The following is a 14089-nucleotide window of genomic DNA, read 5'->3' on the forward strand; positions in this document are numbered from 1 at the left end:
GGCGGATCCGCTGAGACGGCCGGCTGAGCAGCCGGGTCGTCTCACCTGGATCGACTCTCGCCCCAACGCGGACGGGCAGCCTCCTTGACGTTGAGCCTACTTCCCCAGCTGTGCGATGAAGGCGCGGGCAGCCGGCCCAGGTGGCGCGTCCTTTCGATAAACAACCTTCATCGGCATCATGACATCGCGCGGCAGGCCTTCGAGGCGGATCTTTACCAAGGCGCCACTTTCCAGATCCGCCTTGACCATGTGCAGCGGCATATGCCCCCAGCCCAGGCCCGCCTTCAGAAAGGCATGCTTGGCGCCTAGATCCGCGAGCCTCCACGTCTGAGGTGCCAGCACGCCGAATTCGCTTCCCTGGGACAATGCGGTTCGGTCGCTGAGGACAAGTTGCACATGCTTCCTGATTGCGGCCGCCGGAATGACGCCTCGATAATTTGCAAGCGGATAAGCGGGGCTGACGACGCTCACCAGTTCGAGCTCGCGCAAGGGTTCGACCTGGAGTTCGTCCGTAACGATCGGCAGCGTGCCAATCACGCCTATGTTGCAGATCCGATCGAGCACCAGCTTCATCACACCACCCAGCGCCTCGACATAGAGCCGCAGCGGCGTGTGCGGATAATCCTTTTGTGATTGGGCCGCCGCGCTCGTCAAGCTATCCATTGGGTACATCACATCCATCGCGACGGAGAGCTCGGGCTCCAGACCCTCTCGCATCGCGCGCGCGCGCGCCTTGAAGCCATCAATCGTGTCGGCCACGGAGCGGGCGTCAAGCAGCAGGCTCTTGCCTGCGTCGGTGAGTTGCGGGTAGCGGGCGGTGCGATCGAACAGCTTCACCTCGAGTTGTGCCTCGAGATTTGCCAAGGTCTGGCTGACCACTGATTGCGCGCGCCGGAGCTTGCGTCCGGCTGCCGAGAAGCTGCCTTCATCGACCGCCGCGATGAAGGTCCGAAGCTGGTCCAGCGTTACACCGTCAAGCATATCCATCGCTCCAAACGATACCTGGAATCTAAAAATATAGGCTTTTAAGATGGACTGCAAGCTCTTATCTTACGTGTATCGCGCTTTTTTTGAGGTAGAGCCATGAACATCGACACACCCGTACTCACCCCGACTCCGGAAACAATGCCGGCGCCGCGCCGGATCGCTTTTCTCACCCGGGGCAGTGCGCACGGCGGCATTACTCGTCTGGCCAGTCCGTCCGATATTGGGGAGAAGATCAAGCCTTTTGTGTTCCTCGATCATGCCGTGGTCGTGCCGACCGGTAAGCCGATGTTCGGGTTCCATCCGCACTCGGGCATCGCAACACTCACAACCGTGCTGAGTGGTGGAATTTCCTATGCGGACACGACCGGCAAGCATGGCGAACTTCCCGCCGGCGGCCTCGAATGGATGAAGGCCGGCAACGGGGTCTGGCACGATGGAAACGTGCTACCAGGCGAAACCGTACGCCTCTTCCAGCTCTGGGTAGCCCTGCCGCCCTCGCAGGAAAATTCGCCGCCGGAAAGCCAGTACATCTCGCCGGACCAGGTCCAGCGGGATGGGCCGGTTCGCGTGATCCTCGGCCGCTACGGATCGGCGGCGAGCGATATCCGCGCGCCTGAAGGCATCAACTATTTCCATGTTGAACTGAGCGCTGGGCAGACGTGGCGATACGTGCCGCCTGCCGGACACAACGTCGCGTGGCTGGCAATCGACAAGGGCCGCCTGAACGCGTCCGGGCCGATCGAGGCCGGGCAACTCGCCGTGTTCGAGGAATCCGACGGGGCGCCCATTGAGGTGCAAGCCGAGGGCGCGACGTCGTTTGTGATCGGCTCCGCTATCAAGCATCCCTATCCACTGGTGCTTGGCTACTACTCGGTGCATACGAACAAAGACGCGCTCGCGCAGGGCGAGGCCGAGATCCGTCGCGTCGGTCGCGATCTGGCCGCGCAACGTCGTACCGCCGCCGCTTGAAATGATTGACGCGCGATGTCATCGCGCGGCCTCGCGTATGCGAACACAATCAGCGCGCGGGTGGATTCACCGATCGGGCTGCGGGAGGACTGGCCCGCTAGCCGCACGCGGATCCCTCTGGATGAAACCAGAGGGATCGCCGTGCACTGGCAGCGCGACCGGGGCGAACGCATAAAGTCTCAACCATTCGCTGTAACCCTTCACCAGAAAACCTCCCGAGCGTTCTATGTATTGCTGGCGGGACGTTTCATAGACTGCCCGAAGCGCAAACCACGGCACATGCGGCAAGTCGTGATGAACCAGATGGTAGTTGTTGTTCAGGAACAGCAAGCGCCAGAACCAGGCCGCCTCGTTGATGACGGTGCGATGCTCGTGAGCCTGTGCCGCCCGATGTTCCTGAAACGAGCGGATCGAACCCAGCGACAACGAGCCATAACCCGCACCAACGATAAACGCCCACGCAGGAATTCCACAGACGCGTTGAAGCCACACCGTCAGCGTGGCTAGCGCGGCGAGATGCGCGAGCCATCTCGGCACGTCGTGCCAATCGCCGCGTTTGATCTTGTCGAGCGCGTCGGCGCCCGTTGCGGCAATGGCAAAAGCCGGCCCCACCAGCAGGCGGCCGACGAACGTATTGCGGAGGGTCAGCAGCGCGCGAATCGCGAAACCCGCACGTTGCCACACATGCTGGCTGACGAAATAGCTTTCCGGATCTCGCTCTGGACATGTCAGATGCGGATCGTCGTGATGCTGCAGATGTGAATCGCGGTACACGCCATAGGGAAACCACACCGCGAGCGGCATGAACCCGAGCAGGGCGTTGAAGAGCGGTGAGCGGGTCGGGTGACCGTGCAGCAATTCATGTTGCAGGGACATGTACCACGTGCCCAGCAACGCCAGCAGCGCGGTAGTGAGCGGCAGGCCGAGCGTGCGCGCATGCATCGCCACGCCGAACCATCCGCTATAGATCGCGACGATCAGCAGCCACGTCGGCCATTGCGTGCGCCATGTCCAGCTTGCAGCCTGTCGGGCGAGTGCTTTGCGTTGCGGGTCGTCGAGGTAAATCGCCATCGGCTGGATCGGTCGGAATGCAGGTTTAGACCGATCCTACGGACCAATTCACGCGACTAGAACCATTTTGTTCGGCAATGCATCTGCAAAAACCTGCATAGAACGGGGGGACATATCAACCGCCGTCCGCTACCCGGCACGCGTGATCGAGCAAACCTTCCGCCGTGCCGCTGCCGTTGTCCGTATCGAGTCCGCTATTCACAATGAGCCAGCCATCCTTCTGCGCCGATGGCCCCGCGCCCGTCACGAGGATGGTTTGCATCGCCATTGCCGCGGAACCGCTATTGTCACGCGCGACGATCCGAAACGGATTGTTCGCCTGAGTGATCGACGTGACGCGCATGATCCGGTAGCGCTGGTCGTCGAGCGTATCCCAACGCCACTCGCCGGGCGCGTCCTTCGCGTGACGCGCGAGCGCGTCGCTCACGTTGCCGTGCATGCAATCGATATGGATATGCAACTGATTTTGCGAGCGGCGGTATTGCGAATTGATTTCGAGGCCGAGTTGATTGTCGGGCAACGACCGCTTGACGGACTTCTCGACATAAAGCCGCGACGCCCATGCATCGTCCCAGTAGTCCTGCGCATTCGGCGCCAATATGAATGGGCTTTCTATGCCGGTGACGCGGTCGGTCGGAATCAGCAGATGCTGTGAGCGGCCGACAATATCCTTCAGGATCACGTAGCGTTTGTCGAGATCGACGCTCGTGCATTGGCCCGGTGTACCGGTGGTCTGTTGCGACGGCACGCAGCGCAGATCGACGATTTTCCAGAGCGCGTTTGGATCGACGGCGGCAAGGCGCGCGCAGGCAGTGGCGGTGAGGGCGAGCGCCAGGGCTGCGGCAGTGAGCGGAATGGATAGACGTTGGCGGATAAGTTTTCGCAGGGTCATCGGCAGGCGGATGGGGGCTTTTTTATTGGAGATTGCAACGGCATTTTCAATGAAAAATGCAGTGGCAAATTCAGCGGCAGATTCGTTGGCTGATTCAAAGGCATCTTTAAAGCCGTCAAAGCACAGGCGCTGGCGGCATACCGAGCAATTGTTCGACTGCGACGCCGATTGCCAGCAGCCGCCGGTCGTCGCCGAGCGGCCCATCCAGTTCCAGGCCGACCGGCAAGCCGCTGGCGCTCATCCCCGCCGCCAGCGACAAACCCGGAATGCCTGACGTACTGGCCGGGTCCGTATTCCGCAGGAACGCGTCCATCGTATCGAGCGACGCGGCACCATCGATCGACACCGTCGACGAGCCGTTCACGTCGTCGATCGGCACCGCGACGAGACGTGTGGTCGGGAACAGCAGCGCGTCGAGCCGCTCATCGGCGAAAGTCGCCGCGACGTACTGCTGCAAGCGCGGCCGCCATTGCTTCAGCGCTGCGTCATAATGGGCGCCGAGCACGTCGGCCAGCACGCCGTCGTAGATCGCGCGCACGTCCGGGCTGGCGATGCGGGCCGCCAGTTCGGCGACGGTCCTGACGGGCGCATCGTTGGCGACGAGCCAGGCGAGCACGTCATCGCGCGCCTCATGGATCGCGAGCGGACCGCTCACCTGGACGTTCAAGGTTTCCAGCTCGCTCATCGCGACGGGCACGAAGGTGACGCCCACTGTTTCAAGGCGGCGCAACGCGGCACGCGCGACGTCTTCCACCTGCCTTTCGAGTCCTTCCCAGAGCGGCGCGGGCAAGCCGATACGCAAGCCGCTCAGGGTGATTGCGGGCAGCGGTCCCGCGCCGGTGATCACGCCGTCGAGCAAGGCAATATCGGCGACCGTGCGCGCCATCGGGCCCACCGTGTCGCGTGTATGGCTGATCGGCACGACCGCATTCGGGTCGTGATAGCGCCGCTCGGCGCCGCCGTTGCCGACCGACGGACGAAACCCGACGGTGCCCGTCAACGCGGCGGGGATGCGAGTGGAGCCGCCGGTGTCGGTGCCGAGACCCGCGGGCACGATGCGCGCGGCGATCGCCACGGCGGTGCCCCCCGACGAGCCGCCGGGGATCAGCGAGGGGTCGTACGGATTGCGCACCGGCCCGGCGTGCACGGCCAGGTTCGTGCTGGTGATGCCGAACGCCAGCTCGTGCATGTTGGCTTTGCCGAGCACGATCGCGCCGGCATCGAGCAGCCGTTGTACCGAGGGCGCGTTTGTCTTCGGCACGAAGCCCTCGAGCGCGGGCGTGCCGGCCGAGGTCTGCAAGCCGGCCGTATTGATGTTGTCCTTTACGACTATGGGCAAACCGGCGAGCGGCAGGCGTGCTTTCGCTTCGGGTGGCAGCGCATCGAGGCGCTGCGCGGCCGCGAGCGCGCCGTCGAGATCGAGCGTGGTGAGCGCATTGAGGCTCGAGAGTGCAGCGGCGCGCGCCAGCAGCGTGGCCATATAGTCGGCGGCCTTGAGACGCCCCGACTGGATCGCGGCGACCGCCTCCGTGGCGGTTAGCGCCAACTGTTCATCGACGGTCCATGTCATCGCCGGCGTCTCCTTGAACTGAAGTGTCGCCTATTCTGGCACAGCCGCTTAACAATCGACGCCGGGTGAGGAAAGATGGCCTGCGTTTGCAGAGGGGCCCGTCGCCGCTTCGCGGCGCAACTGGGCGGGTGGGTTTGGTTCGGCACGGTGGACCAGTGTGAGCGCCACCAAGGTGCTTCGGGCGCTCCCGGGCGGCGGCCCTGTCGTCTCGTTACTGCCGGTTGTCGATCCACATGCGTCCCCAGCGGAACGCATAGGCAAGGGCGTGCTCTTCGTCGAAGAAGTAATCGAGCGCGTCGAACGAGTAGGCCTGGCCCGGGCTTGCAGGGCTTTTCTCGATGGTCAGGTTGGCGGCGAACAGGCCGTTGGGCAACTGTTGCGCAGCCGGTGCGACTTCGTAACCCTTGTAGCGGATATTTGAATTCATGGTCGTGGCGGTTAGTGTGCCCGCGTGTGTTGCCAGGAAGCCGGCACGCGGAACGCAACCCTGTGCGTCAGGCAACCGGTGGTGAGCGGGCAGTTCAAGCGTAAGCCGCGCCGCGCAGCGGGTGAACCAATCTTTCGTCGTAAGCAAATCAGCGAGCTTCGGGAACGGTCTTCAGGAGGCCGGATCGGAGCATAGTCGCTGGATGTAACAACACTATCCGGCCTTGTTGCCGGATGGTCTGTTATGTGGCGCACGGTTTGGAGCGGGGCGGCGCGGCCGCGTCGAGGAAAACGGCCGGTAAGAAAGGTCGTGGAGCGTTCGTGGACCGCAAGCCGCGGTCCACGATGTCATGCGGTTCGCACTTAAACGGCGTGCAGCAGGCGGGCAGGCTGCGCTTCCCTGACTGCGGGGGCGAGCGGCGCGGCGCTCGGCGTGCGATGCGCGTTGAACGCGAGGGCGAATTGGGCGGCCTGCTGGCCGACCGTGGCGAGCTGATCGACTACCTTGGCGTCGGAACAGGTGTCGACGGTGTCGAAACGCGTTTCCAGCGTATTGATCCCGGCGCCGAACGGCGTAGGCCAGCCGCGCAGCGCGTGGACGATCGAGCGCAGGGACGTCAGCACCGAGCCGGCAGCCTGCCAGCCATAAGCGGTGACGATACAACCGACCGCCCGGCCATCCAGATACGGCCGCTCGTCGGCGCGCAGTTCCTCGAGCGTGTCGAGCGCGTTCTTGACGAGGCCCGAGACGCCGCCGTGATAGCCGGGCGTCGCGATGATCAGCGCATCCGCGTGGCGCACGGCTTCGATCAGTTCGAGTTGTTCGTCGGTACGTTGCGGGTTTTCCGGCGCGTAGTGAGGCAGGCTATGCAGGAAGGTGCCGCCGAACAGGCGGGTATCCGCGCCCGCGGCTTGCGCGCCGCGCAACGCAAAGCCGAGCGCGCGCTCGGTCGACGACGCCGCGCGTGTCGTGCCGCCGATGCCGATGACGAGCGGGCGGCGGTGATGATCGAAACTGGTCAACGAAAGGCTCCTTCGGTAGCGGCTCACGGGACGCTGGCGCGGGGCTGCGCGCAGACGCACCGGGACGAACCGGACTTTGAAGTGTCATCTTAATGACCGCCGCAACCCCGGCGAAGCGACTTTTTGTTCTAACGATATAACCGCGCGGGGTGATTGGCGGCCGAACGCGCTATCTGACGAAGGTTTCGAAGCCGATACGCGGCACGGTGCAATGCAGTTGAAGCCGCGCCGGATAAGCATATGGCGAACCATTGTTTGGGGGCGCGATGACGCACCGCTATGATTGAGCCGTCTCCTCCATGACATCTCCTTGACATGGGACTCGGCCTCGCTACGCCAGTGGCGAGGCCTTTTTTTCGTCTGGACTTTGTCGGCTCTTTCGGTCGCGTCAGCGCTCGGCGGTCGTTTGCACGGACGCGTGACCGAGCAACGCCTGCGCAACCGGCAGCGGTACTGCGTGATCGACTACCAGCGCGCGCGCATAGCCATGCCGTAACCAGTGAGTGGAGGCTGCACGCAGCATCGTGAGCGTCGTCAGGTCGCCCGACGCCACCGGCGCTTCAGCGGCCAGCAGTACGGCCTTGACCTCGTCGTACAGTCCGTTGTGACCCGCCATGACGCGCTTCTCAGTATGAATGAGAGACACCCGTTCAAAGGGCGACGTTCGTTCCGGCAGGGTCCGTGCAAGACGGTAGGCGCGCAGCGCCGGCATGCAGACGGACGGCAGCGGAATCGAGCGGCGCTTGCTGCCTTTGCCCCAGCACGTGCAGCGTGCACCGATCCCGCGGGTCGACCTCGAGCCTGGGCGGCCCGTCCGCGTCAGACCACACCCGTTCCCCAGACGCACGCCTGCGTAGGGGTACAGTGACCAGATGGCGCCGCGACGCGCCACACCAGTGTCGACACGGTGTCCGGCGCGGTGCCGCTGACCACCGGGTCGCACAGCGCCAGCACGCTGGCTCCGGGCCGCCTTGAGCCGTTCGCTCCAGTTCGGCGACTACAGCCCACCAGGCTCCTATAGCGAGCCGCCAATCGATGACGGAATACCGGATCGCGAAAGCAATCCCTCGCATTACATGACGATCGATTCGACCACTGGCCGGGCACAATTCGGCCAGGCACGGCTGGTCGACTCCTATGCGGTGGTAATTTAGGCGCTGATATTGATAACCGAGCCGACCGCTGTCGTACCGGAACCGGTAGTGGATTGCGATGACGATGGCGACCAATCTGCCAATGCGCTTACTGCGCCATGCGCGTGATGGTGTTGCACGGTTTTGCCAAGACTGCTCTGTGACGTTGCCGCCTTCAGATGTGCTGCAAAACCCGGCTGGCTCGATTCACTCGTGGAGCTTTGGCCTGTCAGCTTCGACAGCCCGGAACCGATGGCGCTGCTCACGCCGCTGAGTACTGTGGCTGCTACACCGATTGGAATCATATGGACATCCTTCAGAATGGGGCAACCGAAATGCCCGCGCTTTCGAACTATACCGAGTTTCCCCACTGCACGGGCATGTCGGCCTCCCTATGCTATCGAAATAACGGCTATCGTTGACGCGGGGGGCATCCGGCGATCAGCCTGGACGGCTCTTCGGGTGGCCTGAGCGAACGCAATCACCTGTTGCAGACTGATCCACGTTAGGCGGTTCGACGCACTGCGCGGAGAGGTGCTTGAAAAATCGTCGACCGCGAGTCGCCGATCGCCAACTCGCAAGATGCCCAACTGATGCAAGAACTCGGCGAACTGGAATCGGTCGGCTACGGTCCTCTGCGCAATTCGCATTCAATGGTCAGCTATTGCGCGTTCAGGTAGGCGGTTGGCGCGATGCCGAGCGTCCGCCGGAACATCGCGGAGTAGGCGCTGGGACTGTCATAGCCATGCTCCAGCGCGACCTGCAACACCGACACGCCCGCCGCGAGACGTGGCAGGCTTAGCAACAGGCGCATGCGGCGCAGCCACTGCCCGAAGCTCATTCCGAGTTCGCGATGGAACAGGCGGGCGAGCGTTCGCTCGCTGACGTTGATCCCGACGGCAAGATCTGCGAGTGTCACCGGTGCGGAAGGGCTTGCGACCAGCTGCTCGCACAGAAGCATGAGCCGCGGGTCTCGGGGCATAGGCACATGCAACTGCAGCCGTGGCGCTGTCGCGAGCTCGTCGAGAATCAGCTCCATGACGCGGTGATCCCTACCGCCAAACTCGTAGTCCAGCGGTACGCGCGTCGCGGCGACGATTGCTTCGCGCAGAAACGGCGATACTTCAACGACCTCACAGCCGGCCGGCAGGCTCGGGCGGGCGTCAGGGGCCACATAGACCGTGCGCATGCCGACGTCGCCGAAGAAACGCACCGCATGGTCGGACCCGGCCGGCATCCACACGGCGCGGCCCGCCGGCACGATCCAACTCCCGTGTTCGCTCATGACCGTCATCACGCCGGTCAGCGCATGAATCAGCTGCGCACGTAGGTGGCGGTGCGGAGCGATGTAATAGCCATGCGGATAATCGCTTGCCAAGGCCGCAATCGCGCGGGGCGAGCGGTGGCAATCCTCGATGGTTCGAAAACTGTCCATAGTGCGACGAATGTAGCTATTCCGAAGTCAGATTACTGAGTAAAAAATGATGAGAGGGTTGTCCGTATTGCGACGAACATTGGCATTTTTGAACGAGATGGCCGAGGTTGGAGTTGCTAAAGTAAGGGTAATCCACTACACACCCCGAGTATAAGCCGTGCCGAGTTCGCGTCGACATTTGTTCGCTACCATCTGGTCCCAGTTTAAGCCTTTCTGTGGCGGCGTCGGGCCCATGGCAGCGCTCGGCCTCACCGACGCGGCCGGCCAAGGCGTGGCGGCCACGGCTTCGTTCGCGTTTGCTGCCCCCTCAATATGACGCCCGTCGAAGTTTTGGCACCCGCGCCGACCCCGCGGGCGCCTGTGGCGCCTGCTCCGCTCGCACCAGCCGCTTTCGGGCTTCGGATTGCGATCGGACTGCTGGGCATGCTGCTCACTTCGCTCGCGGCCGGGCTGAACGAGCATGTCACCGAAGTGGCGATGACGGACGTGCGCGGCGCACTCTCAATTGGCCACGACGAGGGAACCTGGCTGACAGCTCTCTTTGAGGCCACCAACGTCTCGGCCATGGCGTTCGCGCCCTGGTGCTCGATCACCTTTTCACTGCGGCGTTTCACTATCGGCGCAACGCTGACGTTTGCGCTGCTGGGCCTGCTTTGCCCGTTCGCTCCCAATGTCGAGACACTCGCTGTCCTGAGGGCGCTGCAGGGGCTGGCCGGGGGCTGCCTGCCGCCAATGCTGATGACCGCAGCGCTGCGCTACCTGCCGCCCAACATCAAGCTCTATGGACTCGCCGGCTATGCGCTCACCGCTACGTTCGGACCCAACCTGGGGACACCCTTAGCCGCTTTCTGGACCGACTACGTCAATTGGCGCATGGTGTTCTGGCAGGTGGTGCCCCTTTGCCTCGTCAGCAGCGCGGCCATTGCCTATGGCCTGCCACAGGATTCGCTAAGGCTGGAACGTATCCGCTCGTTCAACTGGGTTGGCTTGCTCACCGGCTTTCCCGCCATCTCGATGCTGGTGATCGGGCTGTACCAGGGCGACCGGCTGGATTGGCTGAACTCGCCGCTGATCTGCGTAATGCTCGGTGGAGGAGGCCTGCTGTTCTGCTTGTTCCTGTTGAACGAGTGGTCGCACCCGCTGCCTTTCTTCAAGCTGCGAATGTTGGCCCAACGCAATTTCACGCATTCGCTGGTCACGCTTGCCGGCGTGCTGGTGGTTCTACTGGGCGTGGCCGTCATCCCCAGCGACTATCTCGCCGAGGTGCGCGGCTATCGGCCGCTGCAGACCGCGCCGCTGGCGCTGGTGGTTGCCCTGCCTCAACTCATCGCGTTACCTGTTACGGCTGCGATCCTCAACATCGAACGCGTCGATTGCCGCTGGGTGCTGGGGCTTGGTCTCACCCTTATGGCGACCTCTTGCGTCCTCGGCAGCTTCATGACCTCGGACTGGGTGCGCGAGAACTTCTACTTGCTCCAGGCGCTTCTGACGGTCGGCGAGCCGATGGCCGTGATCCCGCTGCTGATGGAAGTGACGACCGGCCTGTCGCCAACAGAGGGCCCATTCGCCTCGGCCATGTTCAACATGGTGAAGGGCTTTGCCGCGGCGGTGGGCACTGCCCTGGTGGAAGGGCTGGGTACCGCGCGCGAGCACTACCATTCCGTGATGCTCGTCGACCGGCTGGGCGGCGAGCCGTTGGTCGCCGGGCAAGGCGCCGCCCGCACGGGGACGTTTGGCGATCTGGCCGCGCGGATTCACGCGCAGGCGGTCGTGCTCACGTCGGCCGACCTCTATCTCGTCATGGCGGCCATTGCGATCGCACTTGTGCTGCTCGTTCCCATCGTGCCTGTGCGCGTTCGTCCGCCCCGTGCAGCCACGCAGACAACTTCCCGCTGAACGCATCGAACATGTCATTACCAAGTCAACCATCCCGAAAGACGGTCTTGCTGGGGGCCTTCGCCCTGCTATTGGTAGGTTGCGGCTGGGGTGGCACTAGGCTGGTCTCCCAACCCGACGCCGAAACAACGAACGACGCCTACGTCAGCGCCGATTACACGCTCGTCGCGCCACGCGTGGCCGGCCAGATTGCCGAAGTGCTGGTCGATGACAATCAGGTGGTGAAGGCGGGCCAGCTTCTCGCCCGCATTGATGACCGGGATTATCGCGCCGCGCTTGCGAGCGCTGAGGGGGACCTGAAGGTAGCGATGGCCGCTGTGGGTGATTTCGAAGCGCAGATTGCGCAACACCCCGCGCTCGTCGCACAGGCGCAAGCAACCTTGCGCTCCGACGAGGCCGCCATCGCCTTCGCGCGTGCCAACGCCACGCGCTACCGCGATCTCTCAGCGGGCGGTGCCGGCACTATGGAGGAGCAACAGCACGCGGTGACCGCGCTCGACCAGCAGCAAGCCGGCCGGGACCGCGACCGTGCCGCGCTGCTTGCTGCCCAGCAGCAGCTCGAGATCCTGCAGGCGGGGCGCGACAAGGCGCTCGGTGCGTTGGCACGCGCGCAGGCCGCGCTCGATCAGGCGAAGCTCAACCTCTCCTATACGGAAATCCGCGCGCCGATCGACGGTATGGTCGGCCAGCGCTCGATCCGCGTGGGCGCATTCGTTGGCGCGGGCACCCCATTGCTGGCGGTGGTGCCGTTGTCGCAGGCGTATGTCATTGCCAATTTTCAGGAGAATCAGCTTGCCCGTATGCGCCAGCATCAGCCGGCGCGCATCATCGTGGACAGCTTTCCGGGCCTCGTCCTGAAGGGCCATGTCGACAGCCTTGCGCCGGCGACGGGCGTCGCGTTCGCGCCGATTGCGCCCGACAACGCCACAGGCAACTTCACCAAGATCGTCCAACGCCTGCCGGTCAAGATCATCATCGATCCAGGACAACCCGAGGCGGCGCGACTGCGCGTGGGTCTTTCGGTCGAGCCGACTGTCAATGTCGCCACCAGCGAAGCACCGGTCGAAGGGACGGAGAAAAAGTGACGGCGCGCGTTCTCTCCATTCGGGCTCCTCTGCTAGCCCTTCTGTCGGGTGCCATGCTTGCCGGCTGCACGGTCGGACCGAACTTCCAGCGGCCCAATGTTGCGGCGCCGACTGATTTCACCCGCGCCAACCACGCCCAGGCGCCGAGCCGCCCGGTAGAAGCAACGCTCGCGCCCGAGTGGTGGTCCTTGTTGGGCGATCCCGAGCTGGTCGCGTTGGAGTCGCGCCTCGCCAGTGACAATCTCGACGTGCAGGCCGCCTCGGCGCGGCTCCTGCAAAGCCGCGCCGGGTTGCGCGTCGCCGGGGCGGAGCAGTATCCGATGATAGGCAGTGCGGCGTCCTACAACCGCGAGCAGGCGAGCCCGAATGGCATTGTTTCGTTACTGGGCGTCAATCCTGCCGAAGCACAGCCCGAATCCGCGAGTGGCGACTCCGCATTCGGTGTCGCGAGCTTGCCGGGCACGAGCGGATCACCGCCCTACAACCTGTGGCAGTACGGCTTCGACGCGTCCTGGGAGTTGGACCTGTGGGGCCATGCACGGCGCGGCGTGGAAGCAGCCAACGCGGCCATGCAGGCATCGGTTGAGGACCGCCGCGCTATTTTGCTTTCCGCCCAGGCCGAGCTTGCCCGCGACTATATCGAGTTGCGCGCCACGCAGACCCTGCTTGGCATCACGAACAAGAATCTCGCGCTTGCCCGCGACACGGTCAAGCTGACCCACCTGCGGCTGACCGAGGGCGTCACGACCAACCTGGACGTCGCCAACGCCTCGGCGCAGGTTGCGTCGATTGAAGCGCGGCTGCCGCCGCTGCAGACCCGCCGCGATGCGCTGGTCAATGCACTGAGCTTCCTGCTCGGCGAAGAACCCGGTGCGCTCGGACAGACGTTGGCGGACGCGCGCGACATTCCGTCCCTGCCGGTCCGCGCGCCGATCGGCTTTCCGTCGGAACTTGTACGACGGCGGCCAGATATCCGGCGGGCGGAAGCCCAACTGCACGCCGCGACGGCGGAGATCGGCGTCGCGCAGGCTGATTTCTATCCTCAGATCTCGCTCACGGGCAGCCTCGGCTCCCAGTCGCTCCAGCTTTCGAGCCTGGGTGACTGGGCGTCACATCAGTTCGTCCTCGGTCCTTCGATCTCGCTGCCCATTTTCCAGGGCGGAAGACTCAAGGGCACGCTCGAGCTGCGCAAGGCTCAGCAACAGGAAGCGGCGATCGTCTTCCAGCGTACGGTGTTGCAGGCCTGGCATGAAGTGGATGACGCGCTGTCGGCCTACGATGCCGAGCAGCTCCGTCGCGACCGGCTGCAGGAGGTGGTGCAGCAGGACCAGATCGCACTCGCGGTCGCGCAGCAGCGCTATCGCGAGGGTGCGATCGATTTCCTCAACGTGCTCACAGTGCAGCGGGATCTGCTGAACGCCGAAAGCGATCTGGCGCAGAGCCGTGCAATCGCCTCAATCAATTTCGTCTCCCTCTACAAGGCCCTTGGCGGCGGCTGGGAGTCGGCGTTCCCGGAGGGGCCGCCGGCTGTGGAGCGCGCCGAATCCGTGCAACTGAAAACTGCGCATACCGCAGCCATTGGATCCGGTTCGTAGATTGATA

Annotated in this window: 14 protein-coding genes; 5 read left to right on the top strand and 9 right to left on the bottom strand. The window is 63.9% G+C overall.

Translation table 11 applies throughout. From position 1 onward, the window contains the following. Positions 1-96: 96 nt before the first annotated feature. The gene (locus PQR53_RS05335; protein WP_408451535.1) at positions 97-981 is read right to left on the bottom strand and encodes a LysR family transcriptional regulator; all 885 of its coding nucleotides are present in this window, start codon (positions 979-981) and stop codon (positions 97-99) included. Between the two features lie 102 nt (positions 982-1083). Between PQR53_RS05335 and PQR53_RS05340 the strand changes: the two genes are divergently transcribed. Further along, entirely contained in the window at positions 1084-1956 is an 873-nt protein-coding gene (locus PQR53_RS05340; protein ID WP_408451536.1) for a pirin family protein, read from the top strand. A 66-nt stretch (positions 1957-2022) separates the two neighbouring features. Here PQR53_RS05340 and PQR53_RS05345 read toward each other — a convergent pair whose 3' ends face one another. The 6 genes from PQR53_RS05345 to PQR53_RS05370 form a co-directional block, all read right to left on the bottom strand. Next, positions 2023-3027: a fatty acid desaturase gene (locus PQR53_RS05345; protein ID WP_408451537.1), complete on the bottom strand. Its 1005-nt coding sequence runs from the start codon at positions 3025-3027 to the stop codon at positions 2023-2025. Positions 3028-3142: 115 nt separating this feature from the next. After that, positions 3143-3919, bottom strand: coding sequence for a CDP-diacylglycerol diphosphatase (locus PQR53_RS05350; RefSeq protein ID WP_408451538.1), 777 nt, complete (start codon positions 3917-3919; stop codon positions 3143-3145). Positions 3920-4034: 115 nt separating this feature from the next. Beyond that, a complete protein-coding gene (iaaH, locus tag PQR53_RS05355; RefSeq protein WP_408451539.1) occupies positions 4035-5489 on the bottom strand; it encodes an indoleacetamide hydrolase in 1455 nt (484 codons plus the stop codon). A gap of 211 nt (positions 5490-5700) precedes the next feature. Then, positions 5701-5916: a DUF6566 family protein gene (locus PQR53_RS05360; protein ID WP_408451540.1), complete on the bottom strand. Its 216-nt coding sequence runs from the start codon at positions 5914-5916 to the stop codon at positions 5701-5703. Positions 5917-6278: 362 nt separating this feature from the next. Beyond that, positions 6279-6938, bottom strand: a complete 660-nt coding sequence (locus tag PQR53_RS05365; RefSeq protein ID WP_408451541.1) for an NADPH-dependent FMN reductase — start codon at positions 6936-6938, stop codon at positions 6279-6281. Positions 6939-7326: 388 nt separating this feature from the next. Beyond that, positions 7327-7554 (bottom strand): hypothetical protein, encoded by a 228-nt coding sequence (locus tag PQR53_RS05370; protein WP_408451542.1) that lies wholly within the window; start codon positions 7552-7554, stop codon positions 7327-7329. A gap of 355 nt (positions 7555-7909) precedes the next feature. Between PQR53_RS05370 and PQR53_RS05375 the strand changes: the two genes are divergently transcribed. Beyond that, positions 7910-8092 (top strand): hypothetical protein, encoded by a 183-nt coding sequence (locus tag PQR53_RS05375; protein ID WP_408451543.1) that lies wholly within the window; start codon positions 7910-7912, stop codon positions 8090-8092. On the opposite strand, the gene PQR53_RS05380 is transcribed toward PQR53_RS05375, so the two are convergent. Together PQR53_RS05380 and PQR53_RS05385 are read right to left on the bottom strand one after the other, a co-directional pair. Continuing rightward, on the bottom strand, positions 8089-8376 hold the full coding sequence (locus tag PQR53_RS05380) for a hypothetical protein (RefSeq protein WP_408451544.1): 288 nt from the start codon (positions 8374-8376) through the stop codon (positions 8089-8091). The two genes, PQR53_RS05375 and PQR53_RS05380, sit on opposite strands and share 4 nt — an antisense overlap. A gap of 356 nt (positions 8377-8732) precedes the next feature. Next, positions 8733-9506, bottom strand: coding sequence for an AraC family transcriptional regulator (locus tag PQR53_RS05385; RefSeq protein ID WP_408451545.1), 774 nt, complete (start codon positions 9504-9506; stop codon positions 8733-8735). 423 nt (positions 9507-9929) lie between these two features. Here PQR53_RS05385 and PQR53_RS05390 point away from each other — a divergent pair, with 423 nt between their 5' ends. The 3 genes from PQR53_RS05390 to PQR53_RS05400 are packed head-to-tail and all read left to right on the top strand — an operon-like array spanning position 9930 to position 14082. Beyond that, positions 9930-11402 (top strand): MFS transporter, encoded by a 1473-nt coding sequence (locus PQR53_RS05390; RefSeq protein ID WP_408451546.1) that lies wholly within the window; start codon positions 9930-9932, stop codon positions 11400-11402. 11 nt (positions 11403-11413) lie between these two features. Next, entirely contained in the window at positions 11414-12487 is a 1074-nt protein-coding gene (locus tag PQR53_RS05395) for an HlyD family secretion protein (RefSeq protein ID WP_408451547.1), read from the top strand. Continuing rightward, positions 12484-14082 carry an efflux transporter outer membrane subunit gene (locus PQR53_RS05400; protein ID WP_408451548.1) on the top strand — a complete coding sequence of 533 codons (1599 nt, stop codon included), beginning with the start codon at positions 12484-12486 and terminating at the stop codon, positions 14080-14082. The genes PQR53_RS05395 and PQR53_RS05400 overlap by 4 nt, the downstream gene beginning before the upstream one ends. The last annotated feature ends 7 nt before the right edge of the window (positions 14083-14089 follow it).

It is taken from the genome of Paraburkholderia fungorum, from assembly GCF_046027605.1.
Classification (GTDB): Bacteria; Pseudomonadota; Gammaproteobacteria; order Burkholderiales; family Burkholderiaceae; genus Paraburkholderia; species Paraburkholderia fungorum_F.